At 70.3% G+C, this 23390-nt stretch carries 17 protein-coding genes; 11 read left to right on the top strand and 6 right to left on the bottom strand.

The window, feature by feature from the left end; genetic code table 11:
- The first annotated feature begins 6 nt into the window (after nucleotides 1–6).
- Both clpX and D4740_RS04560 read left to right on the top strand, forming a co-directional pair.
- On the top strand, nucleotides 7–1305 hold the full coding sequence (gene clpX / locus D4740_RS04565; protein WP_119835761.1) for an ATP-dependent Clp protease ATP-binding subunit ClpX: 1299 nt from the start codon (nucleotides 7–9) through the stop codon (nucleotides 1303–1305).
- An 89-nt stretch (nucleotides 1306–1394) separates the two neighbouring features.
- Nucleotides 1395–1706, top strand: a complete 312-nt coding sequence (locus tag D4740_RS04560) for a chorismate mutase (RefSeq protein ID WP_119835929.1) — start codon at nucleotides 1395–1397, stop codon at nucleotides 1704–1706.
- A 104-nt stretch (nucleotides 1707–1810) separates the two neighbouring features.
- Here the strand turns inward: D4740_RS04560 and D4740_RS04555 are convergent, their stop codons facing one another.
- The gene (locus D4740_RS04555; protein ID WP_119835760.1) at nucleotides 1811–3685 is read right to left on the bottom strand and encodes a long-chain fatty acid--CoA ligase; all 1875 of its coding nucleotides are present in this window, start codon (nucleotides 3683–3685) and stop codon (nucleotides 1811–1813) included.
- Between the two features lie 23 nt (nucleotides 3686–3708).
- Nucleotides 3709–5601: an AMP-dependent synthetase/ligase gene (locus D4740_RS04550; RefSeq protein ID WP_396027223.1), complete on the bottom strand. Its 1893-nt coding sequence runs from the start codon at nucleotides 5599–5601 to the stop codon at nucleotides 3709–3711.
- Between the two features lie 402 nt (nucleotides 5602–6003).
- On the opposite strand from D4740_RS04550, the gene D4740_RS04545 reads away from it, so the two are divergent.
- The 5 genes from D4740_RS04545 to D4740_RS04525 all read left to right on the top strand — a co-directional run bounded on the left by D4740_RS04545 (nucleotide 6004) and on the right by D4740_RS04525 (nucleotide 12401).
- Nucleotides 6004–7305 carry an ABC transporter substrate-binding protein gene (locus D4740_RS04545; protein WP_119835759.1) on the top strand — a complete coding sequence of 434 codons (1302 nt, stop codon included), beginning with the start codon at nucleotides 6004–6006 and terminating at the stop codon, nucleotides 7303–7305.
- A 118-nt stretch (nucleotides 7306–7423) separates the two neighbouring features.
- Nucleotides 7424–8524: a carbohydrate ABC transporter permease gene (locus D4740_RS04540; protein ID WP_119835758.1), complete on the top strand. Its 1101-nt coding sequence runs from the start codon at nucleotides 7424–7426 to the stop codon at nucleotides 8522–8524.
- Nucleotides 8521–9414, top strand: a complete 894-nt coding sequence (locus tag D4740_RS04535) for a carbohydrate ABC transporter permease (RefSeq protein WP_119835757.1) — start codon at nucleotides 8521–8523, stop codon at nucleotides 9412–9414. Before D4740_RS04540 ends, D4740_RS04535 begins: the two co-directional genes overlap by 4 nt.
- Before the next feature lie 69 nt (nucleotides 9415–9483).
- Entirely contained in the window at nucleotides 9484–11217 is a 1734-nt protein-coding gene (locus D4740_RS04530) for a glycoside hydrolase family 13 protein (protein ID WP_119835756.1), read from the top strand.
- 167 nt (nucleotides 11218–11384) lie between these two features.
- A complete protein-coding gene (locus tag D4740_RS04525; protein WP_119835755.1) occupies nucleotides 11385–12401 on the top strand; it encodes a LacI family DNA-binding transcriptional regulator in 1017 nt (338 codons plus the stop codon).
- 98 nt (nucleotides 12402–12499) lie between these two features.
- Here D4740_RS04525 and valS read toward each other — a convergent pair whose 3' ends face one another.
- Nucleotides 12500–15406, bottom strand: a complete 2907-nt coding sequence (gene valS, locus D4740_RS04520; RefSeq protein WP_119835754.1) for a valine--tRNA ligase — start codon at nucleotides 15404–15406, stop codon at nucleotides 12500–12502.
- Nucleotides 15407–15608: 202 nt separating this feature from the next.
- On the opposite strand from valS, the gene D4740_RS04515 reads away from it, so the two are divergent.
- From D4740_RS04515 to D4740_RS04500, 4 genes are all read left to right on the top strand, one after another.
- Nucleotides 15609–16886, top strand: a complete 1278-nt coding sequence (locus tag D4740_RS04515) for a Fic family protein (RefSeq protein ID WP_220475013.1) — start codon at nucleotides 15609–15611, stop codon at nucleotides 16884–16886.
- Nucleotides 16887–17193: 307 nt separating this feature from the next.
- A complete protein-coding gene (gene arc, locus D4740_RS04510; RefSeq protein ID WP_119835753.1) occupies nucleotides 17194–18876 on the top strand; it encodes a proteasome ATPase in 1683 nt (560 codons plus the stop codon).
- Nucleotides 18877–19045: 169 nt separating this feature from the next.
- Entirely contained in the window at nucleotides 19046–19234 is a 189-nt protein-coding gene (locus D4740_RS04505; RefSeq protein ID WP_119835752.1) for a ubiquitin-like protein Pup, read from the top strand.
- A gap of 29 nt (nucleotides 19235–19263) precedes the next feature.
- Nucleotides 19264–20868 (top strand): proteasome accessory factor PafA2 family protein, encoded by a 1605-nt coding sequence (locus tag D4740_RS04500; protein ID WP_119835926.1) that lies wholly within the window; start codon nucleotides 19264–19266, stop codon nucleotides 20866–20868.
- On the opposite strand, the gene D4740_RS04495 is transcribed toward D4740_RS04500, so the two are convergent.
- The 3 genes from D4740_RS04495 to cobA are packed head-to-tail and all read right to left on the bottom strand — an operon-like array spanning nucleotide 20845 to nucleotide 23331.
- Nucleotides 20845–21648, bottom strand: a complete 804-nt coding sequence (locus D4740_RS04495) for a sirohydrochlorin chelatase (RefSeq protein ID WP_119835751.1) — start codon at nucleotides 21646–21648, stop codon at nucleotides 20845–20847. The two genes, D4740_RS04500 and D4740_RS04495, sit on opposite strands and share 24 nt — an antisense overlap.
- Nucleotides 21645–22562 (bottom strand): sulfite exporter TauE/SafE family protein, encoded by a 918-nt coding sequence (locus D4740_RS04490; protein WP_119835750.1) that lies wholly within the window; start codon nucleotides 22560–22562, stop codon nucleotides 21645–21647. Before D4740_RS04490 ends, D4740_RS04495 begins: the two co-directional genes overlap by 4 nt.
- Before the next feature lie 13 nt (nucleotides 22563–22575).
- Complete coding sequence (gene cobA, locus D4740_RS04485; RefSeq protein ID WP_119835925.1) at nucleotides 22576–23331, bottom strand: uroporphyrinogen-III C-methyltransferase; 756 nt, start codon at nucleotides 23329–23331, stop codon at nucleotides 22576–22578.
- Between the last annotated feature and the right edge of the window lie 59 nt (nucleotides 23332–23390).

Genomic DNA, 23390 nt, shown 5'->3' with positions numbered 1-23390 from the left:
TCCCCGGTGGCACGAAACGCTGAGAGTGTCGACCTGCTCAAGTGCTCCTTCTGCGGGAAGAGCCAGAAGCAGGTCAAGAAGCTCATCGCAGGTCCCGGAGTCTATATCTGCGACGAGTGCATCGAGTTGTGCAACGAGATCGTGGACGAGGAGCTGGGTGACTCCGGCGCGGGAGTGCCGCTGGAGCTGCCCAAGCCGCAGGAGATCTTCGACTTCCTCAACGAGTACGTGATCGGCCAGGAGGCCGCCAAGCGCGCCATGAGCGTGGCTGTCTACAACCACTACAAGCGGGTCCAGGTGCGTGAGCGCGCCGTGGCCGAGGGCGACGGCCTGGAGCTGGGCAAGTCCAACATCCTCCTGCTGGGTCCCACCGGGACCGGAAAGACGCACCTGGCCAGGACCCTGGCCCGACTGCTGGACGTCCCCTTCGCCATCGTGGACGCTACCGCCCTGACAGAGGCCGGGTACGTGGGCGAGGATGTGGAGAACATCCTGCTCAAGCTCATCCAGGCGGCTGACGGTGACGTCAAGCGGGCTGAGAAGGGCATTATCTACATTGACGAGATCGACAAGATCGGTCGGAAGGCGGAGAATCCCTCCATCACCCGTGACGTCTCCGGCGAGGGTGTCCAGCAGGCGCTGCTCAAGATCATTGAGGGGACGACCGCCTCGGTGCCCCCCGGCGGCGGGCGTAAGCATCCCCACCAGGAGTTCCTGGAGATCGACACCACCAATATCCTGTTCATCGCCGCTGGTGCCTTCGCCGGAATCGAGGACATTGTGCGGCAGCGCCAGCGCAAGGAGTCCGGGGCGCAGGTCGTGGGTTTTGGCGCCCAGCTGTCCGCTGTGGGTCGGGAGGACGTCCTCAGCTCGCCCGTGCGCCCCGAGGACCTCCACACCTTCGGCCTCATCCCCGAGTTCATCGGTCGCCTCCCGGTGATCGCCACGGTCCAGAACCTGGGTGTCCCCGAGCTGGTGCGGGTCATGACCGAGCCCAAGAACGCACTGGTGGCGCAGTACAAGTACCTGTTCAGCCTCGACGGCGTGGAGCTGGAGCTGACCCGCGAGGCCGTGGAGGCTGTGGCCACCCTGGCCCTGAAGCGCCAGACCGGTGCCCGGGGGCTGACCTCTATCGTGGAGGAGGTCCTGGGCCAGGCCATGTTTGAGGTCCCCTCCATGCCGGAGGTCGGCCGCGTGGTCGTTGACGCTGACGCCGTGACAGGAGGCGGCAGGCCCAGGTACGAGGTCGGCGCGGGCACACTGAGCTCGACGTCAAAGGCAGGAGAGAGGACCCGCAGCGCATGAACGCTAACCAGGACAACGGCAGCCAGGCACAGGACAGGCAGGCTCACGGCTGGGACGTCCTGCCGGACGTGGAGGGCAGTCAGGCCACCATGATCAAGGACGTGCCTCCCGAGCTGGCCCGCTACCGGATGACAATCGACAACCTGGACGCTGCCCTGGTGCACCTGCTGGCCGAGCGCTTCCGCTGCACCCAGCAGGTGGGGCGGCTCAAGGCGGAGCTGGATCTTCCGCCCGCCGACACCGCCAGGGAGGCCCGGCAGCTGGAGCGGCTGAGGTCCCTGGCTGCCGACTCCGGCCTGGACCCGGCCTTCGCCGAGAAGTTCTACGCCTTCATCCTCGCCGAGGTGATCCAGCACCACCAGGAGATTCGGTCCGGAGGAGGAGCCTGGGGGGCATCCTGAGGAGCTCACCCGCTCACCCGGTGGGACTCGTCGGGGACGGCGCCAGCCGGGCTCGTGCGGAGGCTGCGGAGGCCATGATGTCATAGGCATGACGTCATACGGACTTATGCAGACAGGGGGCGGGCGTAGAGCTCGTCAATCTCTGAGGCAAACCGCCGGTGGGCCTCCTCCCGGCGTACCTTGAGCGAAGGCGTGAGCAGGCCGTTGGCCACTGTGAAGTCCGTGGGCAGGACGCTGAAGGTACGGATGGACTCCGCCCGGGACACCGCCTGGTTAGCCCGGGTCACGGCCCTCTCCAAGGCGGAGCGGACCCTGATGTCCCGGGCGGCCTGCGCCACGTCCATCTCCTCCAGGCCGTGGTTGTGCAGCCACTGCGGCAGCATCTCCGCGTCCAGACAGATGAGAGCCCCGATGCAGGGGCGGTTGTCACCCACGACCAGGACCTGGCTGACCAGGGGGTGGCCTCGCAGGCGGTCCTCCAGGAGGCTGGGGGCGACGTTCTTGCCTCCAGCGGTGACGATGATCTCCTTCTTGCGGCCGGTGATCCTCAGGAAGCCTCCCTCCTCGATAGAGCCGAGGTCACCGGTGGCTAGCCATCCGTCCCGGGTCAAGGCCGCTGCGGTCGCCTGAGGGTCGTCGTGGTAGCCGCGAAACGTACCGATCCCTCTGACCAGGATCTCTGCGTCCTCGGCCAGGCGCACCGAGCAGCCGGGCAGCGGGATTCCCACCGTACCGATGCGGGTGGTACCGGGTAGGTTGACTGTGCAGGGACCCATGGTCTCGGTCAGGCCGTAACCCTCCAGCACGTTGACGCCTGCACCCCGGTAGAAGTGGCCTAGCCTCTCGCCTAGGGGACCCCCTCCGGAGACCACGTAGCGGACCCGGCCGCCCAGCACCGAGCGCAGCCGGGCGAAGACAAGACGGTTAAAGGCCGCGTGCTGGGCGCGCAGTGTCGGCGAGGGTCCCTTGGCGGTGTCCAGGGCACGTGAGTAGGCGATCGCGGTCTTGGCAGCCAGGCGGAAAACCTTCTGCCTGGTGCCGACGGCCCGGGCGTCCGCGGCGTTGTAGATCTTCTCAAACACCCGGGGAACGGCCAGGACAGCAGTAGGCTGGAAGGACTCCAGGTCGGGGACCAGGTTCCTCACGTCGGGTGCATGCCCCAGAACGCCAGCCTGAGAGCACACCACCGCGATCTCCAGGAAGCGTCCCAGGACGTGGGCCAGCGGAAGGAAGAGCAGGATCCGTACATCGGGGCCGCCCAGAACCTCCGGGACGTGTGCGCAGGCGTTGACGCACAGGTGGACGAGGTTGCCGTGGGTGAGCTCGGCACCCTTGGGTCTGCCCGTGGTGCCGGAGGTGTAGACGACCGTAGCCAGCGTGTCAGAGGTCAGGGCGGCGCTGCGCCGGTCGAGCTCGGCGGCCTCCACGCTGCGTCCTGCGGCCACCAGGGAGGGGAGGGCCTCCCGCTCAGTGCACAGGACCGTCAGGTGCGCCAGGTGGGGCTGCGAGGCCTTGATCGAGTCGACCATCACCTCCATGGCCCGGTTCTCCACCAGGAGCAGGCGGACGTCGGAGTCGGTCAGGATCCACTGGACCTGCTCGGCCGAGGAGGTCTCATAGACCGGGACAACAACCAGTCCCGCCTCCCAGGCCGCGAAGTCCATGAGGGTCCACTCGTAGGAGGTACGTGCCATGATGCCCACGGCGTCACCGGGCTGCAGGCCCGCCGCGACCAGGCCCGCGGCCACCTCCCTCACGTGGGTACGGAAGGCTGCGGCGCTCATGTCCTGCCAGCCGCGCCCGAGGGCGGTCTTGCGGGACACCAGCGCCCCCTCGGGGCTTCGGCTGACCCGCTCGGCCAGGGCCCAGGGGCAGGTCATCCCGGGGTGGGCGGCGACCAGGGGCTCGGTGCTGAGCTCACGCACGGGACCGCCGGGAAGGCGGACGCCCTCCGGGGGCGTGGTGTCGTCATGGGTCATGGCGGCAAGTATGCACGCTGCGCTCAGCCCTCGGTCGGCCCCTTCCCGGAGGAGGCATAGATCTGTGACACGACCTCACCGTGCGCACGGAGCACCTCTGTGCGCCTGACCTTGAGCGAGGGCGTGAGCAGGCCGTTGGTCTCGGTGAAGTCCGTGGTCAGCACCCGGTAGGTGCGGATGGACTCGGCACGTGAGACCACCTCGTTGGTGCGGGCCACGGCGCGGTCCAGCGCGGCCAGCACCCGGGGGTGGGAGGCAGCCTCGCTCACGCCCATCTTGGGCAGGCCGTGGTTGTGCAGCCACTGTGGCAGCATCTCGGCGTCCAGCGTGATGAGTGCGGAGACGAAGGGCTCGCCGTCGCCCACGACGACGACCTGGCTGACCAGGGGGTGGCCTCGCAGGCGGTCCTCCAGGAGGCTGGGGGCGACGTTCTTGCCTCCTGCGGTGACGATGATCTCCTTCTTGCGGCCGGTGAGGCGGACGTGCCCGTCCTCATCGACCGTTCCCAGGTCGCCGGTGCGGAACCATCCGTCAGCGGTGAAGGCCGCCGCGGTCGCCTCGGGGTCGTTGTGGTAGGCGGAGAAGACGCCCAGGCCCCGGGTCTCGACCTCGCCCTCCGGGCTGACCCGGATCTGGTTGCCACACACCGGTGGTCCTACGGTACCGATCTTGTTGAGCCAGGTGGCGTTGACGCATACCGGGCCGATGGTCTCGGTCAGGCCGTAGCCCTCCAGGATGACCAGGCCGATACCGCGGTAGAAGTGTCCCAGGCGCTCGCCCAGGGGGCCGCCCCCCGAGATGACGAACCTGGCGTTGGGGCCCAGCAGGGCGCGGATCCGGCGGTAGACCAGCCTGTCCGCCAGGACCCGGGAGCTGCGCAGGGCGCGGGAGGGGCCCTGTGGGGTGTCCAGGGAGCGGGAGTAGGCGATAGCGACCCTGGAGGCCCAGCGGAACAGCCGGAGTCGGGCGCCGCTGCCCGCCGCGGCGTCGGCGGCGTTATAGATCTTCTCCAGCACGCGTGGGACAGCCAGCACGTAGGACGGCGCGAAGGACTGCATGTCTGCCAGGAGCGTGCTGACGTCGGGGGTGTGCCCCACCACGCCGTCGCCCGCCAGGGAGAGCAGCTGCAGGCAGCGGGCGTAGACGTGGGCCAGGGGCAGGAACAGCAGCAGGCGCACTTCGCTGCCTCGCAGGACGGCAGGCAGGTAGCGCACCCCGTGGTGGGGGATGCCGACCGCGTTGCGGTGGGTCAGCTCGACCCCCTTGGGGCGGCCGGTCGTGCCTGAGGTGTAGATGATGGAGTAGAGGTCGTCGCAGCGCAGTGCCTCGGAGCGCTCGTCCACCTGGGCCAGGCCGACGCTCCTGCCGACCTCGATGAGGTTGGCGACGGCGTCGGCGTCCAGGGCCATGACCTGGACCTCGTGGTCCACCTCTCGGGAGGCCTCGTGCACCAGGTCCGACATCGCGCCCGTCTCGGTCACGACCAGGCGTACCTGAGCGTCGGAGACGATCCAGCGGACCTGCTCCGCCGAGCTGGTCTCGTAGATCGGTACTGACACCAGGCCCGCCCGGGCGATGGCCATGTCCAGCAGGAACCAGCTGTAGGAGGTGCGGGCCATGATGCCCACGCGCTGGCCCGGCTCCAGGCCCATGCTGATGAGGCCTGCGGCCACCTGGGCAACCTCGTCGCCAAAGGCCCTGGCGGACACGTTGCGCCAGCCGCCGCCCAGCGGGGACCTGCGCGCCACCAGGGGACGGTCGCCGCTGCGGGAGACGCGCTGGGCCAGCAGCCAGGGAACCGACCAGTGCGCCTCAGGCTCGAAGGGCACATCGGTGGCACTGACGCCGTCAGTCAGGGAGTGCGGGTAGTCCTGTGGCCGTGCGGCCTCCAGGCTGGGAACGGGGCGAGTGATCACTCGTATATTGTGGCAAGAGCACTCTCCTGCCGAGGCGGCCTGGGGTGAGAGAACCGCGGCGTCCTTATGGAGAAATTCACAGCCGCAGGTCCTTGAGGTTTGGAGGAGCACGGGAGGCGTGCGGGACAGGCGTGGTTCCGGCACCCGGTGAGCCCTGCCTCTGCCTGAGAGCGGTCCGGGTCCGGCCGGGTCCTCCCAGGCCTGGTCGGCACGGTGTCGGCACGGTGGCGGCCGGTGCCGGTGCCGGTGCCGGTGCCGGTGGTGGTGCCGTGGTCGAGTTGCCCGGGCACATCAGTGTGTGTACCCTCTGACTGACGCGTCGACGCGCGTCGATATCCAACGACACCCAAGGGGATCTGCGCTGCTGCCGGTCCTGCCTGTCGCTTGTTTCAAGGAGGAAACATGGTCACTCTTCCCCGTCGTCGCTTCATGCAGGGCTCCGCACTGGCCGCCGCTCTCGCTGCTGCGGCAGCCTGCTCCAGCGGCTCAGATGGCTCGGGGTCCTCCGGGGGCTCCGGGGGCGAGGTCGCTTTCGAGGGCACTGGGCCGATCACGTGGGTCCAGGGCAAGGACAACTCCGGCGGGATGGTCCAGAAGCGTATTGACGAGTGGAACGAGCTCTACCCCGATGAGAAGGTCACTCTCATCGAGCTGTCCGCGGAGGCCGATCAGCAGCGCCAGTCCATGGTCCAGAACGCCCAGACCAACTCCGAGGCCTACGACGTCATCTCCGTGGACAACGTGTGGGTCTCGGAGTTCGCCGCCAACCAGTGGATCGTGGAGCTGCCCGCAGACGAGCTCAAGAACGATGACATTATCCAGCCCGTGTGGGACACCGGCGTCTACATGGACAGGTTCTACGCCATGCCCTTTGCCACCGACGCGCCGGTTATGTTCTACCGCAAGGACCTCCTGGAGGAGGCTGGGGTGGAGGTGCCCACCACCTGGGAGGAGGTCACCGCTGCGGTCGACGCCGTGCGTGCGCTGCCCGGGCACGAGAACATCGGGGGCTTTGGCGGGCAGTGGGCTAAGTACGAGGGCCTGACCTGCAACATCTCCGAGTTCATCCACACGGCGGGAGGTGCGTTCTACGACGACGAGGGCAACCTCGTCATCAACACCCCGGAGACGGTCGCCGGGGTCAAGGCGGCTATCGACGCCTTCAGCGGCGACTACATCCCCACCAAGGCCCTGGAGTGGATGGAGGAGGACGGGCGCAACGCCTTCGAGAGCGACTCCCTTCTCTTCTACCGGCAGTGGCCCTACCAGTACGCCAACAACCTGGAGAACCTCGGTACCGACAAGTTCGACGTCGCCGCGCTGCCCACCATCGGCGGCAACGCCTTTGTGCCCACCCTGGGTGGGCACAACTGCGCTATCACCACCAACTGCCAGAACAAGGCGACCGCCCTGAAGTTCATCAAGTGGTTCACCTCCGAGGACTCCGAGCGCTACGCCCTGGACACCCAGACCCTGGCACCCATCCTCGGCTCCCTCTATGAGGACGAGGAGATGCTGGAGAAGTTCCCCTACCTGCCGATCCTCAAGGACTCCCTGGACGCCGCCAAGGGCAGGCCGCAGGCGGTGGCCTACGGTGACGTCACCGCCGCGATCCAGGACGCGGTCTACCCCGAGCTCCAGAAGGGCGGGTCCGCTGAGGACGCGGTGGCCGCCCTGGAGTCCCGGCTCAAGGACCTGGCCTGAGTCAGCCTGCGCTGCCCGGGACACTCGGCCCGGGCAGCGCAGGCGGCCCTGGTCACCCCCTGGTCATCGTCGTCTCACCGGTAGCACGCAGGCAGCCACGCAGGCAGCAAGGACACTTATGACAGCCACAGTCACCGACGCGCCCGCCCAGCCACGGGCTCGCAGGTCGCGGTCCAAGAACGCCAGGGCGCAGTCGCGCCTGGCCGCCATCCTCATCACCCCGACCATCCTGGTCCTCTCCGTCGTCATCATCTTTCCCGTCTTCCAGTCCATCCAGCAGTCCTTCCGCGGCCGGGCAGGCCTGGACCCGGAGACCGGATTCGTCTCCGACACCGAGCCGTTTGTCGGTCTGGACAACTACACCTCCGTCTTTACCTCAGGCGGTGAGCGCTTCTGGCCTGCCCTGTACAACACCACGCTCTTCGGTGTGGTCACCGTCGTCCTGGAGACCATCCTGGGCGTAGCCATGGCGCTCATCATGCACAGGGCGATGAGAGGACGGGGCATCGTACGCGCCTCCATCCTCATCCCCTGGGCGATCCCCACCGCCGTCTCGGCCATCCTGTGGGGGTGGATCTTCAACCAGGAGGGCGTGGCCAACGCCATCTTGGGGCAGCACATCATGTGGGCCTCGGGGGACTGGAGCGCCAAGTGGGCCATCATCATCGCCGACGTGTGGAAGACCGCCCCCTACATCGGCCTGCTCACCCTGGCCGGCCTACAGGTCATCCCCGACGAGGTCTACGAGGCGGCCAAGATCGACGGCGCCAGCGCGTGGCGGCGATTCACCGCCATCACCCTGCCGCTGGTCAAGCCCGCCCTGGTGGTCGCCGTGCTCTTCCGCACCCTGGACGCGCTGCGCATGTTCGACCTGCCCTACATCCTCGTCGGCCCCAGGAGGTCAAGCGTGGAGACCCTGTCCATGCTGGTTCAGGACGAGGCCTCCAACCTGCGCTACGGAAGCGCCGCCGCCTACGCCGTGATCCTGTTCCTGTACGTGTTCATCATCGCCTTCGTGTTCGTCAGGGTCCTGGGTGCGGACCTAGGAGCCTCCACCGAGCCGCCTCGCCGCAGCCGGGGGACCAGGCTTTCCGCCTCCGCCTTCCTGCCCGGCTGGCGCTCGGGGCGGGGCCGACTCCCGCAGGATGACACCGGGGCCACCCACCACACCCTGACGACCAGCACCACCACGGCCAGCACCACGGGGAGGACAGCATGAGTACCGCAGCCACGGCAGCCCGGACGGCAGCCTCACGGGCGGGGCGTAGCCGGAGAGGCCCCTGGAGAGCGGACTGGGGGCAGCTCCTGTCCACCGGGGGGATCATCCTCATCGTCATCTACTGCCTGGCGCCCTTCTACTGGATGTTCGTGTCCTCCCTGAGGCCTGACTCCGAGATCTTCGACAACACCTGGTGGCCGGCCAACCCCTCCCTGGAGAACTACCTGGCCGTCTTCTCCTCCAGGAACAACTTTGGCTCCGGGCTGCTCAACTCCTTCATTGTCTCGGTGACGGTGACCGTGGTGGCGCTGGCCGTGGCCACCTTCGCCTCCTACGCGCTGGCCCGCCTGGACTTCCGGGGCAAGGGGATGCTGCTCATGCTGGTCATCGCCACCGCGATGTTCCCGCTGGTGGCCATCATCGTCCCCCTGCTGCGCAACTTCTCCGCCTGGGGGTGGACCGACACCTACCAGGCGATGATTATCCCGGACCTGTCCTTCTCCCTGCCCCTGGCCGTGTGGAACCTGACCAGCTTCTTCAGGCAGATGCCCCAGGAGCTGGAGCAGGCCGCCATGGTGGACGGGTGCACGCCGGGGCAGGCCTTCCGCCGGGTCATCCTCCCCCTGGCGGCACCGGGCATCTTCACCACGGCCATCATCATCTTCATCGGTGCGTGGAACGAGTTCCTCGTGGCGGTGACCATGATCCAGGAGCCCTCCATGCAGCCGGCCACGGTGCTGCTGTCCAAGTTCACCGGCGCCTCCCAGTTCAACACGCCCTTCGGCTCCCAGATGGCCGCCGGGGTGGTCATGACCCTGCCGCTGGTGGCCATGGTGCTGCTCTTCCAGCGTCGGATCGTGGCCGGCCTGGCCGCAGGAGGCGTCAAGTAGGACCCACAGCTGTCCGGCTCCTCGGTGGTTGTCCGCTGCCCCCCGACCCGCTTGCTCCTTGGAGAAGAGATGACCCGCTCTGCCGCACTGCTGGCCCGCACCGACCAGGACGCCTGGTGGCGCGACGCCGTCATCTACCAGATCTACCCGCGCTCCTTTGCTGACGCCGACGGTGACGGCATAGGGGATCTGCCCGGTATCCGTGCCCGTGTGCCCCACCTGGTGGACCTGGGCGTGGACGCGGTGTGGCTGTCCCCCTTCTATCCCTCCCCGCAGGTGGACGCCGGCTACGACGTCAGCGACTACTTCGACGTCGCCCCCGAGTACGGGACCCTGGAGGACTTCGACGCCCTGGTGGCGGACCTGCACCAGGCCGGCATCCGCGTGGTGGTCGACCTGGTGCCCAACCACACCTCGGACCGCCACGAGTGGTTCCGTGCCGCCCTGGAAGCGGGACCCGGGTCCCGCGAGAGGGACCGCTACCTGTTCCGCCGCAGCCCGGGTGCGGCGCCCAACAACTGGGGCTCGCTGTTCGGTGGTCCCGCCTGGCAGCAGGTAGAGCCGCTGACAGGGCGGGGGCAGGATCGGGACTGGTGGTACCTGCACCTGTTCGCTGCCGAGCAGCCCGACCTCAACTGGGACAACGAGGAGGTCCGCGAGTACTTCCGCCGTGTCCTGCGTTTCTGGGTGGAGCGCGGTGTGGACGGCTTCAGGGTGGACGTGGCCCACAGCCTGGTCAAGGCGGAGGGGCTACCTGACGACGAGATCGGTCCGGACCGGTGGAGGGCCGAGGAGGACGCAGTGGGGGAGTCCCCCGCAAAGCAGCCGGACGTCGGCCCCGCCTTCAACCAGCCCGGGGTCCACGAGGTCTACCGCGAGTGGCGCTCGCTCCTCGACACCCTGGCCCCCGACATACTCCTGGTCGCCGAGGCCTGGGTCCAGCCCGAGGAGGAGGCCGCCCGCTACGTGCGCGCCGACGAGATGAGCCAGGCCTTCAACTTCGCCTTCCTGCAGGCGGGCTGGGACGCCGCACGGATGCGGCAGGTCATCGACTCCTCGCTACGGGCCAACGACGCCGTGGGGGCACCCACCACCTGGGTACTGTCCAACCACGACGTGGTGCGCCACATGACCCGCTTCGCCTACCCGCCCGGCACCAGGACCGACCTGGGGATCGGTGCGGGCGACCCGCAGCCTGACACCGCCCTGGGACTGCGCCGGGCGCGCGGGGCCACCGTCTTCATGCTGGGGCTGCCGGGCAGCGCCTACCTCTACCAGGGGGAGGAGCTGGGCCTGCCCGAGCACACCACGATGGAGGACTCCGCGCGTCAGGACCCCACCTGGAGCCGTACGGGGCACGTCGTGCGCGGCCGGGACGGGTGCCGGGTGCCGCTGCCGTGGTCCCAGGACGGACCTGCCTACGGGTTCAACGACACCGGCCGCAGCTGGCTGCCTCAGCCCCAGGGGTGGGGTGAGTACGCCCCGGGAGCCCAGGAGGGGAAGCCGGCCTCCACCCTGGGCCTCTACCGCCGCACGCTGCGGCTGCGCCGTGAGCTGGGGCTGGGACGCGGAGGGGTGAGCTGGCAGGAGGCACCTGAGGGGGTCCTGTCGCTGCGCAACGGGGCTACCGCCGTCGTGCTCAATACGACGGACACGGAGATTCCGTTCAGCAGTCTCGGAGGGAGTGGTCGTCTGGTTCTCACCTCCTGGGGTGAGGATGAGGGCCAGGCTGCCGACGGGCTGGTACTGCCTGCTGGCTCGGCCTGCTGGCTCCAGTCAGCCGAGTCGCCCCGAGCCCAGTGACCGGGTGCTAGGCCGGGTTCGTCTGCACCTGGTGGCCCACTGGTTGCGATGGCCTGGAGGCGGTTGGGGTCGGCCTGTGCCGATCCGCCCGGAGGCGGCTGCCTCGTCCTCAGGGGTGGCACCGTGGGGAACGCGAGCCTGTTGAGCCTGTCGAGGAGGTGCACTGTATGGTGGCTACCCGTGCCGACGTCGCCAGAAGGGCTGGCGTCTCACCGTCCACGGTCACCTACGTCCTCACCGGTGAGCGCCCCACCCGTAGGCAGACTCGTGAGCGCGTCATGCGGGCGGTGCGTGAGCTCGGATACCAGCCCAACACGGCCGCGCGGTCGCTGGCCTCCCGCGTCCCCCGCTCGGTCGGGGTTCTCTTCCGTATGGAGCGGGCCGGCATCGACCTGTCGGACCTGGACTACGTGGACGGGGTGCGCTCGCGGCTGGAGTCCGAGGGCATCCAGGTCTCGGTGCCGGTGCTCCACCGTGACAGCCTCCTGGGTTCCCTGCGCGGCCTGGTGCGTTCCCAGACGCTGGACGCGGCTGTGCTCATGGACGTGACCGTGGGGGACGAGCGGGAGCGGATGCTGCTGGACGAGGAGATGCCCACCGTCCTCATCGGCACCTCCCGGCAGGAGGGCGGGGCCCCGAGCGTGGACGCTGACTTTGAGCAGATGGCTGACCTGACCGTGAGCCACCTGGCGGGCCTGGGGCACCGGCGCCTGGTGTTCCTCATGCGCGGTGACAAGACGCAGAAGGCTAACGCCTACCAGGCCCAGCGCCGTGCCCTGCGCCAGGCGGCGCGACGCCGGGGCCTGTTCCACCTGGAGGTTCCTGTGCCTGAGAACGTGGCGCAGGGGCTGCGGGTCCTGGACAATGACACGCTGGTGGAGGGGTGCACCGCAGTGGTGTCGAATAACCCGGAGGCGATGGGTGGCCTTGTTGCCGCGGCGCTGGCGCGCGGGCTGAGCATCCCTGAGGGCTTCTCCCTCATCAGCCTGGGGGCGACGGGGTTCCGGGACGTCCAGGAGAGACTGGTTAGCGAGGTCAGCGTGGACCGCGCGGCCATGGGCTGTGCTGCCGGGGACCTCATGGTGCGCGTCAGTGCCGAACCGACCTTCTGCGAGCACACCCTCATGGACGGGATTCTCTATGACCACGGCTCGACGGCGCCCCCGTGGCCCCGGCGGGGCTGAGGAGCGATGGGCCTTTCCAGGAGCTTCCGACCCGCCTCCCGGGTATGTCCTCTTGTCGGGGCTTGTCCCCTTGGAGCCTGTCCAGGTTCGGAAGGTAGTTAGGTGGTGGATCGGGCTGGCCGGGCCGGTGCCTCATCCAGCTCGACGGAGCGGACCCGCACCGGTACCTCCCCGTGACTGCTACCAGCCTCAGCGTCCTGGCCCGTGGCACCGGTGTCCGGGCTGTCGGCAGCCGCAATACCACTGTCAACAGGCTCAGTGGCTACGTCCGCGCCCTGGACCGCCCCGGCGACCTTGACGCTGAAGGAGCCGGTGACCTTGGCGGCCTCCACCAGGTCGGAGCGCACCGCCTCCACGGCTGGCTCGTAGTCGGCAGCGACCTCCAGCACGGCGCTGAGGATCGGGGTCCTCTGGCTGGTCCTGGCCTCCGACTTCACCCGCCGCAGCGCGGCCAGGACGGTGCCCGCCTGGGACACCAGGGTGGGGTCCGCACCCTGAGCGGCCTGGCGCAGCGGTGCCGCCTCAGGCCAGGCGGAGCGGTGCACTGAGCCTGTGCGGTACCAGCTCCACACCTCCTCGGTGGCGTAGGGCAGGAACGGGGCGAGCAGCCGCACGAAGGTGTCCACCGCCAGCGCCAGGGTGGTCCGGGCGCTGCGCACGGCACCAGCCGTGTGGGTGCCCTCGGCGTCGTTGGCACGGTCCTTGACCAGCTCGATGTAGTCGTCGCAGAAGGTCCAGAAGAACGACTCGGTGACCTCCAGGGCGCGGGCGTGCCCGTAGCTGTCGAAGGCGGTGGTCGCCGCCTCCACCACATCTGCCAGCGCCGCCAGCACGGCCCGGTCAAGGGGCTCGGTCACCTGGGAGGCGTCCAGGCGGGGCGCGGGTGCGGCGGCACGGGCCTCCTCGTCGGCGTCCCAGGGGATCCCCATGGACAGGGCGAACTTGGAGGCGTTGAGGATCTTGATGGCCAGGCGTCGGCCGATCTTGATCTGGGACTCCTCGAAGGCCGCGTCCAGGCCCAGGCGGGCCGAGGCCGCCCAGTAGCGCACGGCGTCGGCGCCGAACTGCTCCAGCAGGCCCATGGGGGTGACCACGTTACCCTTGGACTTCGACATCTTCTTGTGGTCGGAGTCCAGGATCCACCCTGACAGCCCGGTGCTGGCCCACGGCAGGGCGCCGAACTCCAGGTTGGCGCGCACCACCGAGGAGAACAGCCAGGTGCGGATGATGTCCTGTCCCTGGGGGCGCAGGTCCATGGGGTAGACCCGGGCGAACAGGTCCTCGTCGGTCAGCCACCCCGAGGCGAGCTGGGGCGTCAGGGAGGAGGTGGCCCAGGTGTCCATGATGTCCACCTCGCCGACGAACCCGCCGGGTACCCCCCGCTGGTCCTCGGTGTAGCCGGGGGCCGGGTCAGAGGAGGGGTCCACCGGCAGGGCGGACTCCTCCGGGGTGATGACGGCGTCGTAGTCCACCTGGCCGTCGGCGCCCACCCGGTACCACACCGGGAAGGGGACGCCGAAGAAGCGCTGGCGGGAGATAAGCCAGTCGTTGTTGAGGCCTGTGACCCAGTTCTCGTACCGCACCCGCATGAAGTCGGGGTGGAAGGCCAGCTCACGGCCGCGCTCCAGAAGCTCGGCGTTCAGGTCCCTGCCCGAGGCCGGGTTGGTCCAGGCCCTGCCGCCGTTGCGGATGTACCACTGCCGGGAGGTGACGATCTCCAGGGGCTTGTCGCCCTTCTCGAAGAAGTTGGTCTGGCGCACGGTGCGGACCGGCTCCCCGCGCATCTCCCCGGAGGCGGTCAGGGCCTCCACCACCACCTGCCGGGCGGAGAAGGCGGTCTTGCCCGCCATGGCCGCGTAGGCCTGGCGGCCCGCCTCCTGGGTGATCCACTGCGGCACCTCGGTCTCGATCCGACCGTCCTTGCGCAGGATCGCCCGCAGCGGCAGGTCCAGGTCCCGCCACCAGTCGATGTCGGTGGTGTCACCGAAGGTGCAGCACATGGCGATGCCCGCACCCTTGTCCATCTCCGCCGCCGGGTGTGCCAGGACCGGCACCTCGACACCGAATACGGGTGAGGTGACGGTGGCGCCGAACAGGGGCTGGTAGCGCTCGTCGTCGGGGTGGGCCACCAGCGCCACGCAGGCGGCCAGGAGCTCGGGCCGGGTGGTCTCGATGCACACGTCCCTGGTACCCCCCGGGCCGTCCTCGACCGGCGCCCCGGCTGCGGCCGCCTGCGCGGCGACCTGGGCGTCAGTGACATGGAAGGCCAGGCGGTGGTAGAAGCCGGGGTACTCCCGTGACTCCAGCTCGGCCTGGGCTACCGCAGTCTGGAAGGTGACGTCCCACAGGCCAGGGGCAGCGGCCTGGTAGGCCTCACCACGGGCCAGGTTGCGCAGGAACGCGGCCTGGGCCACCGTGCGGGCGCGCGGGCCGATGGTCTGGTAGGTCTGTGACCAGTCCACGCTCAGGCCCAGGCGGCGCCACAGGGCCTCGAACTGGGCCTCGTCCTCCACGGTGAGGCGCTCGCACAGCTCGACAAAGTTCCGGCGCGAGACCGGCACCTGGTCCCGGGCCTTGACCGACTTCCCCTCCCCGCCGGTGTGGGGCGGGGTGAAGTCCGGGTCGTAGGGCAGGGAGGGGTCGCAGCGCACCCCGAAGTAGTTCTGGACGCGGCGCTCGGTAGGCAGGCCGTTGTCGTCCCAGCCCATGGGGTAGAAGACGGCTTTTCCACGCATGCGCTGGTAGCGGGCGATCGTGTCGGTGTGGGTGTAGGAGAAGACGTGGCCCACGTGCAGGGAGCCGGAGACCGTGGGCGGCGGGGTGTCGATGGAGAAGACCTCGTGGCGCTGCGCGTCCCGGTCGAAGGCGTAGGCGCCCTCCTCCTCCCAGCGCTGCCCCCAGGTCTCCTCCAGGCCGTCGGTGCTGACCTTGCCGGGCACGCGCGGGCTGTGGAGCTCGGAGGGGAGGTGGCGGGAGCCCTCGGCGGGCGTGGAGGTCTCAGACATGGGGCAGATTCTGGCACGTGAGGCGGCTCGGCCACGACTCCGGCCTCTGTGAGGTGAGGAGAGAGAGGAGGCTGGGCCACGCTCCGTTGTTCCAGGTTGTGGATGCTAACCTGGAACAACGGGGCGGTGCTCCAGGTTTGTAGGTTCGTGACGGCGTCGGGACCGGTAGGGGCAGATACCGTGTCAGGAGGAGGTCGGCAGGGTGAGTGACACGACCAGCACCGGCGCGGCTGGCCCTGGCGGTGCTGCCGGTGCGGGCGCTGCCGCCCGTAGCGGCTGGCCTGCTCACGGTGCCGAGACGCTGCCGTGGGTGCCGCGCGCACGTGGGCCGCGGGCTGACCGCCTGCTCACGGAGTACACCGCTACGGTGCCCCCGGCTGTCGCCCAGGCCCAGTACCTGCCGGGGGCGGGCGTCCTCAGGCAAGTTGACGAGGCGGCGACGGCACTGGCCGCCTTCTCCGGGCGGTCCTCTGCCAGGCTCCTCGGACCTGTCACCGACCTGTTGGCGAGAGGGGAGTCAATCGCCTCCTCCCGCATTGAGGAGGTGCAGGCCCATGCTGACCAGGTGGCCGCAGCCTCGCTCGGGGTGAGGACGCCTACGGGCGCCCGTCAGGTGGCGGCAGCGGCGCGGGCGGCACGGCTGCTGCTAGCAGCAGCGGACGACCACGTCCTGACCCTAGAGGACCTGCTTGCGGCGCATCGTGAGCTCATGGGAGAAGAGGCTGTGGGATCTGTGGGCTCCTGGGACCAGGTGGGCAGGCTGCGTACCGTCCAGAACTGGATCGGGGGCTCTGACTACTCCCCGCGGGGTGCCCTCCACGTCCCGCCCTCACCAGACCGTGTCCCAGCCTGCATGGATGACCTCCTGGGCCTGGCGGCCCGCACGGACCTGCCAGCCCTGGCGCAGGCTGCCCTGGTGCACGCCCAGCTCGAGTCCATCCACCCTTTCGTGGACGGCAACGGCCGGATTGGTCGTGCTCTCATCCACGCAGTCCTGCGTCGTCGAGCCGGGATCCGCCCAGCCTCCCCAGCCCTGGTGCCGGTTCCGGTGGCGGCCGCGCTGGCCGGGCGGCGGCAGACCTACTTCGCGGCGCTGGATTCCTACCGGCACGGTGACGCCGACCAGATCGTCCTGCTGCTGGCCGACGCCGTGCAGCGCGCGGTCCTCGCCTCCGAGCGTGCGGCTGACAGGCTGGAGGCTCTTCCCCGGCAGTGGCGCCAGGTGCGCGCTCCGCGCGCTGGATCCGCGGAGGCGGCTCTCCTGGGGGCGCTCCTGGACCACCCGGTCCTGGATGCCGAGGACGCCCGGGAGGTGAGCGGGGCCTCGGTCTCCGCGACCTATGCCGCCCTGGACTCCCTGACCTCGGCGGGTGTCCTGCGGCTGGCGGTTCAGCGCAGGCGCGACCGCGTCTGGGTGGCGGCGGCCGTCATGGACGAGGTCGAGACGCTGCTGGACGAGCTCGCCGCTCCTGAGCGGTGAGCGGGACGGCACTGACGGCACCATAGCCACAGTGTCATCTGACGACGTGATCGTGACAGTGTAGGTCGGGAGTGGGTCGGGAGTAGGTCGGGACAGTGCGCGTCCCGGCGCTCTGGGAGCAGGGAAGCACGGACGGAAGGGTCGGAAAGGACGGAAGGGACGGAAGGGACACTGTCTGGGTGAGTCCGGGGACGTCCAGGTGAACCCGGATGAACGTGGCCCGGGCGAACTTGGTACTCTTGTACCAGGTGCGAGGTCGAGGAGGACCGCCCGCACGCAGGCAGGGACAGGAGGCAGCAGAGGACCCATGGCCGCCACCTCTCGTACGCCACGGGCGTCTCAGGCGACGTCCGCTTCACCCGCTCCGGAGAGCCCTGAGAGCACAGGGAGCCCGGGGCCTGCGGAGACCGCTGTCCCATCTGCGGTCGGGGAGGCTGAGGGTGCCGACTCCCGTCTGCGCGAGCTGACCGAGCAGGTGGGTGCCCTCACCCGCAAGAACAACCACCTGGCCAGCGCCTTGCGGGCGGCACGCACCGAGCTGGCCACCCTCCACGACGACGTCAAGGCCCTCCAGGCCCCGCCCCTGGCCCACGCCACCGTGCTCGCCGTTGACGCCACCGAGCGCACCGCGGACGTCTCCCTGGCGGGTAGGCGCCACCGGGTGGGGGTGGGGCCGGGCGTCATCGCCTCCACCCTGGCCCCCGGCACCGACGTGGTCCTCAACGAGCACCTGGTCATCACCGCCGTGGCCCCGGCGCCACGCTTCGGTGACGTAGTCACCGTCAAGGAGACCTACGCGGACTCCACCGTGCTGGTGCTGGCCCGTCACGACGAGGAACAGGTCCTGGCCCTGTCCGAGGAGCTGGAGCGTGCACGGCCCCGGGTGGGTGACGCCCTGGTGGCGGACCTGACCGCGCGCATGGCCATGCGCGCAGTGGTGCGTGCCGAGGTCGAGGACCTGCTCCTGGAGGAGGTGCCTGATGTCTCCTACACCGATATCGGTGGCCTGGGTGGCCAGATCGACCTCATCCGCGACGCCGTCGAGCTGCCGTTTCTCCACCCCGACCTCTACCGGGAGCACCGCCTGGCCCCGCCGCGCGGCGTGCTCCTCTACGGCCCGCCCGGATGCGGCAAGACCCTCATTGCCAAGGCCGTGGCCGCCTCCCTGGGGCAGGGCAGCGGCCAGGACTCCTACTTCCTCAACATCAAGGGCCCCCAGCTGCTGGACAAGTACGTGGGCGAGACCGAGCGGCGCATCCGCGTCATCTTCGCCCGCGCCCGGGAGAAGGCCGCCGAGGGGATCCCCGTGGTCGTCTTCTTTGACGAGATGGACTCCCTGTTCCGTACCCGCGGCTCGGGGCGGTCCTCGGACGTGGAGACCACCGTGGTGCCCCAGATGCTGGCCGAGATCGACGGCGTGGACGAGCTGGACAACGTCGTGGTCATCGGCGCCACCAACCGGGAGGACATGATCGACCCGGCGATCCTGCGGCCGGGCCGCCTGGACGTCAAGATCCACGTCGCCCGCCCTGACGCTGACGGTGCCCGGGAGATCCTGGCCACCTACCTCACCGAGGACCTGCCCCTGCGCGAGGACCTGGTGGCTGCCCACGGCTCGCCGGCGGCGGCGGTGGCCGCCCTGGCCGACGACGTCGTGGCACGGCTCTACACGCGCACCACCGCCACCGAGATGGTCGAGCTGAGCCGTGCCGACGGCGAGGTGGAGATCCTCCACGTTGCCGACCTCGTCTCCGGGGCGATGCTGGCCAACATTGTGGACCGCGCCAAGAAGGCGGCTGTCAAGGAGCTGGTGACTACCGGTGCGCGCGGCCTGGGGGCCGGGCACCTGGAGCACGCCGTCGTGGAGGAGATCGTGGAGAACGAGGGACTGCCTGCCACCGTCCACCCCGACGACTGGGCGCGCGTGGCAGGACGGCGTGGTGCCGCGGTAGTGTCCATGCGGGTGCTCCAGCGGGAGCGTGCGCTGTGAGCCGGGGCGCGCTGTGGCACGGTGTGAGTGTGCCGCGTGCCTGGAGCCGTGCCCGGGACCCGTGAGCCGCCCGGCTGCACGCAGGTAGTGAGACAGGCAGCCCAGCCCAGCACGCAGACAGACAGCACAGCAGAGTCGACCTGACAGCCTGACCCGCCAGGAGGCACCCATGAGTGAGTTCGCCCAGCCCTCGCGCTCCCACCACGACGACCCCGCGCCCGACGACACCCCGCCCCCCGCCCCCGCGGGGCCCGCCCGCGGCCAGGACCTTGACTCTGTGCTTGACGTCATCGACGAGGTCCTGGCGGTGGATGCCCAGGAGTTTGTTCGCGGGTTCGTCCAGAAGGGTGGCCAGTGAGCCGCCCGGAGAGCCTCCCAGGCACAGGGATGGCCAGCCGCCCCGGGCGCGTCACAGGTCTGGAGACCGAGCTGGCTGTGGTCTGCGCCCCGCTGCGCGGGGCGGTCGGGGCCAGGGCAGACGCGCCCACCGGGCGCACGGGTCCTGCTGAGTCGGCGGACTCCACTGGCTCCACAGGGCCAGCGGACCTTATGGGGGCGCAGGAGGCCGCCGCCTTCCTGCTGCGCCACCGCCCTGAGGGCTACCGCTCGGACAACCTCTTCCTGCCCAACGGGGGGCGGCTCTACCTCGACGTCGGCTCCCATCCGGAGTACGCCACCGCGGAGTGCGCCACCGTGCGCGACCTGGTGGCCCAGGACCAGGCCGGGCGCGCGCTCCTGGCCGCCATGGCGCGGCGGGCCACCACCACCTTGTCGCGCCGCGGCACGCCCGCACGCATCCACGTCCTGGCCAACAACACGGACTCCGCCGGGCACACCTACGGCTGCCACGAGAACTACTCCGTGCCCCGCAGCCTGGACATTGAGGCTGTGATGCCGGTGCTCGCCTCCTTCCTGGCTACCCGGCCCGTCCTGGTGGGTACCGGGGTGCCGCTGCCCGGGGGCGCGCCCGGCCAGGAGGGCCACGAGCTGCCGGGCCGGGACACCCGGGGGGACCAGGTGGACCTGTCGGAGGACGCCTGCTGGGGGCTGTCTCCGCGCGCCCCTCATCTGCGCGCCCTGGCCTCGGCGGACACCACCGGGCAGCGGGCCCTGGTCAACACCCGTGACCAGCCCCACGCCGACCGTGAGCGTCTGCGCCGCCTGCACGTGACCTGCGCGGACACCACCATGGCCGAGCCCACGGCGGGCCTGCGCAGCGTGCTGACCCTCCTGCTCCTGGACGCCCTGGAGGCGGGGGAGGACTTCTCTGACCTGGTCCTGGCCGATCCTCTGGCGGTGCTGGGCCGCCTGGGCACCAGTGCCTGGGGCGAGGCCGAGGCGCGCACCTGCCGGGGCCGCGAGCTCAGTGCCGTCGACGTCCAGGAGGCCTTCGCCGAGCGGCTGGCACGCCGTCTGGAGACCGAGGGCACTCCGCCCGCCCTGGAAGGGGCCGACCACCTGCTGCGTGACCTCGCCCCCAGGGTGGTTACCGCCCTGCGCACCCGTGACGCCAGCGGCATCGACACCGAGATCGACTGGGCGGTCAAGAGGCGGGTCATGCGGGCACATCGTGCGCGCCACCCTGATCTGGGCGGCAGGGCCCTGGAGGTGCTGCGCACCCGGGTGGACCTGGCCTACCACGACCTGGACGCCGACACCGGCCTGACCGCGCGGCTGCGCCAGCAGGGTGGTCTGGCCAGTCTGTGCGACCCGGAGGAGACGGCCCGGGCCCGCACCCAGCCCCCGCCCACACGGGCCGCGCTGCGTGGGGAGTTTGTCCGGGCCTGCCTGGCCCGGGGGGCAGACTTCTCGGTGACCTGGGAGAGCCTGCGCCTGGACTCCCCGCCCACCACGCCAGTGGACCTGCCCGACCCCCTGGCCAGCCAGGACGACGCCGCCCAGGCGCTGACCGAACGGGTGCGCAGCCTGAGCCGCCGCGAGATGCGCCTTATCGACCTGCCTGGCCGCTCAGGCCTGGGGGTGCCGGGCTGACAGACCTGCCAGAGCTGGCAGGACGGACGGGTAGAGCGGGAGAGATGGCGTTGTGCCTGGCTGCTGGCGGTCCACGGCCTGAAGGTAGCGGCGTGCCACTACCTCCGCCAGGCCGGGGTGCCCTCCCACAGGATCAGCCACGATGTCGGCCCCTGTGGTGCCCAGCGCCTGGTGGAAGCGTCCCTGGGCCAGCAGGTAGGTGGCGACGCCCACCCGGGCGGCCCCGCGCAGTCGGGCGGAGCGGACCGCCTGGGCCACGCTGGGTCCCGACGCGGACAGGTAGGCCGTTGTCACCGGCAGGCCCAGGAGCTGAGACAACCTGGCTGAGACGGCCTCAACCTCAGCCAGTGCCGCGCGGTTGCGCGACCCTGCGGCGCCCAGGACGACGTGGTCCAGCGCCTCGGTCCCGCCCAGGTGCCGTGCCGCCTGGTCCAGCCTCTGGGCGACCACCGTGACCACCTGGCTGTCACTCCCCAGGTGGGTGGTCACCGTCCCCGAGCCGTGCCGGTGGACGGCAGCGGGGACGTCGTGGAGGACGTGGTAGCCCCGGGCCAGGAAGAACGGAAGAACCACAGGGCCGGTGAGCCCCTCCAGAGCCGCCTCGGGCCCGGGCTCCTGCAGGTCGACGTAGCCGGAGCGCACCTCGACCCGGGGCAGCGCCGTGCGGACCTGCTGCACGGTGCGGGCCAGCGGTGGGTAGCGTGCGGGGTACCTCGACCCGTGGGCCAGCAGGACCAGGGGCGGCTGGCTTCCACGCGCCGCGCGGCTCGTGCCGCTCATACGCCGACCTTCTGTCGCTGGGGGCGGGACAGGCTCGTGGCCGCCCGCCCTGCCTGTCCGGTGTGGGACCGGCTGACAGCCAGGCACAGCAGGACCAGCCAGGTGGGTACCAGCAGCGTGTAGGTGATGGCGTAGGCCTGGGCCGAGGCCTCAGCCCAGGCCAGCAGGGTACGCAGGTTCGTGGCCACAATGAGGCCGCCCACCGCGGCGCCCAGGACGCCCGTGGGCAGCCTGGCCACCAGCCAGGCCGCCACCGGCGCGGCCACCAGCCCGCCTGCCAGCAGTGCCGCCACCACGCCAGGACGGATACCGGTGCCGCCCAGCCCGGCGAGGAAGCCGAGGGAGGCCGCTACGGTGACGAGGAACTCCGAGGCGCTGACCGAGCCCACCACCGTGCGGGGGGCCGTCCTGCCCGAGGACATGAGTGCGGTGGTGACTACTGGTCCCCAGCCGCCGCCCCCGGTGGCGTCCAAGAACCCGCCTACGACTCCTAGCGGCGCCAGGAAGCGGGTTCGGTGCGGGCACGTGCGTGTCCCGCCCTGCCGCGCAGGACGCAGTGTGAAGCGTGCCAGCACGTAGACCCCCAGGACGGCCAGGAGGGTGGCCGTGACCGGGGTGGCCGCCCGGACCGGCAGGCGGGACAGGATGCTCGCTCCCAGGAAGGCCCCCAGCGCCCCGGGCAGGCCCAGGCGGGCCACCAGACGCATGTCGGTGTTGCCCAGGCCCCAGTGGGAGGCGCCGCCAGCCAGCGTGGTACCGATCTCAGCGAGGTGGACGCTGGCGGAGGCCGTGGCCGGGCTCAGCCCGGCCAGCAGGAGCAGGGAGGAGGATGTGAGCCCGTACCCCATTCCCAGGGTGCCGTCCACCAGCTGTGCGACCAGGCCGAAGACGGCCAGGAGGACAAGTGTGCGCATGGTGAGAGCTCCTTCAGCCAGCCGTGGACCCAGCTGTGACCCGGTCAGCCCAGGCCGGGCTGACCGTGACGACGTCGCCGATGACGATGACCGCCGGGGCGCTCACGCCCACCCTGGCGGCCACGTCGGGCAGGCACCGCAGCACCGTGGTGGTCACCCGCTGGTCGGGGTGGTAGCCGCGCTCGATGACGGCCACGGGTGTCGCCGGGTCGTGCCCGGTCTCAAGCAGCACCCCCACCGAGGCCTCCAGGTGGGTGACCCCCATGAGCAGGATGAGGGTGTGGTCCCGCCTGCGGGGCACCTCCCCGAGGTCGGCGTGGGCGGTGACCACGGTGAACCCGCGGGACAGGCCCCGGTGGGTGACCGGGATGCCCGCGGCTGCGGGCACGGCCACGGCGCTGGTCACCCCGGGTACGACCTCCACCGGCACACCCGAGCTGCGGCAGGCAGCCGCCTCCTCGCCCCCGCGTCCCAGGACGTAGGGGTCGCCGCCCTTGAGCCGGACCACACGCTGGCCCCTCAGGGCGCGCTCCACCAGGACGGCGTCGATGTCGCGCTGGTCCATGGTGTGGCTGCCCCGTCGCTTGGAGGCGTCAATGATCTCTGCGCCGACCCCTGAGGCGCCGCCTGCCGGTCCCGGGAGGCCCTCGTCGAGCAGGGCCCGGGGGGCCAGGGCGTCGGTGACCACGACGTCAGCCTGGGCGAGCAGCCGCTGGCCACGGACCGTGATGAGGTCGGCGGCACCGGGCCCTCCGCCGATCAGTGCCACCCAGCCCTGGGAGCCAGGCCCGGTAGCCCGGTGGTGGGCAGGGAGTCCGGAGGTGTCCC

This window comes from Actinomyces sp. 2119 (assembly GCF_003591215.1).
GTDB lineage: Bacteria > Actinomycetota > Actinomycetes > Actinomycetales > Actinomycetaceae > Actinomyces > Actinomyces lilanjuaniae.
The sequence above is the reverse complement of the archived record's forward strand: the minus strand, read 5'-3'. Positions and strand labels throughout refer to the sequence as shown.

What these genes read in the sequence shown, in the direction of transcription:
- D4740_RS04555 (WP_119835760.1), bottom strand. Translation starts at nt 3,685, where the DNA reads ATGACCCATGACGACACCACGCCCCCGGAGGGCGTCCGCCTTCCCGGC.
- D4740_RS04535 (WP_119835757.1), top strand. Translation starts at nt 8,521, where the DNA reads ATGAGTACCGCAGCCACGGCAGCCCGGACGGCAGCCTCACGGGCGGGG.
- D4740_RS04500 (WP_119835926.1), top strand. Translation starts at nt 19,264, where the DNA reads ATGGCCAGCCGCCCCGGGCGCGTCACAGGTCTGGAGACCGAGCTGGCT.
- arc (WP_119835753.1), top strand. Translation starts at nt 17,194, where the DNA reads ATGGCCGCCACCTCTCGTACGCCACGGGCGTCTCAGGCGACGTCCGCT.
- valS (WP_119835754.1), bottom strand. Translation starts at nt 15,406, where the DNA reads ATGTCTGAGACCTCCACGCCCGCCGAGGGCTCCCGCCACCTCCCCTCC.
- D4740_RS04530 (WP_119835756.1), top strand. Translation starts at nt 9,484, where the DNA reads ATGACCCGCTCTGCCGCACTGCTGGCCCGCACCGACCAGGACGCCTGG.
- D4740_RS04525 (WP_119835755.1), top strand. Translation starts at nt 11,385, where the DNA reads ATGGTGGCTACCCGTGCCGACGTCGCCAGAAGGGCTGGCGTCTCACCG.
- D4740_RS04560 (WP_119835929.1), top strand. Translation starts at nt 1,395, where the DNA reads ATGATCAAGGACGTGCCTCCCGAGCTGGCCCGCTACCGGATGACAATC.
- D4740_RS04540 (WP_119835758.1), top strand. Translation starts at nt 7,424, where the DNA reads ATGACAGCCACAGTCACCGACGCGCCCGCCCAGCCACGGGCTCGCAGG.
- D4740_RS04495 (WP_119835751.1), bottom strand. Translation starts at nt 21,648, where the DNA reads ATGAGCGGCACGAGCCGCGCGGCGCGTGGAAGCCAGCCGCCCCTGGTC.
- D4740_RS04490 (WP_119835750.1), bottom strand. Translation starts at nt 22,562, where the DNA reads ATGCGCACACTTGTCCTCCTGGCCGTCTTCGGCCTGGTCGCACAGCTG.
- D4740_RS04505 (WP_119835752.1), top strand. Translation starts at nt 19,046, where the DNA reads ATGAGTGAGTTCGCCCAGCCCTCGCGCTCCCACCACGACGACCCCGCG.
- D4740_RS04545 (WP_119835759.1), top strand. Translation starts at nt 6,004, where the DNA reads ATGGTCACTCTTCCCCGTCGTCGCTTCATGCAGGGCTCCGCACTGGCC.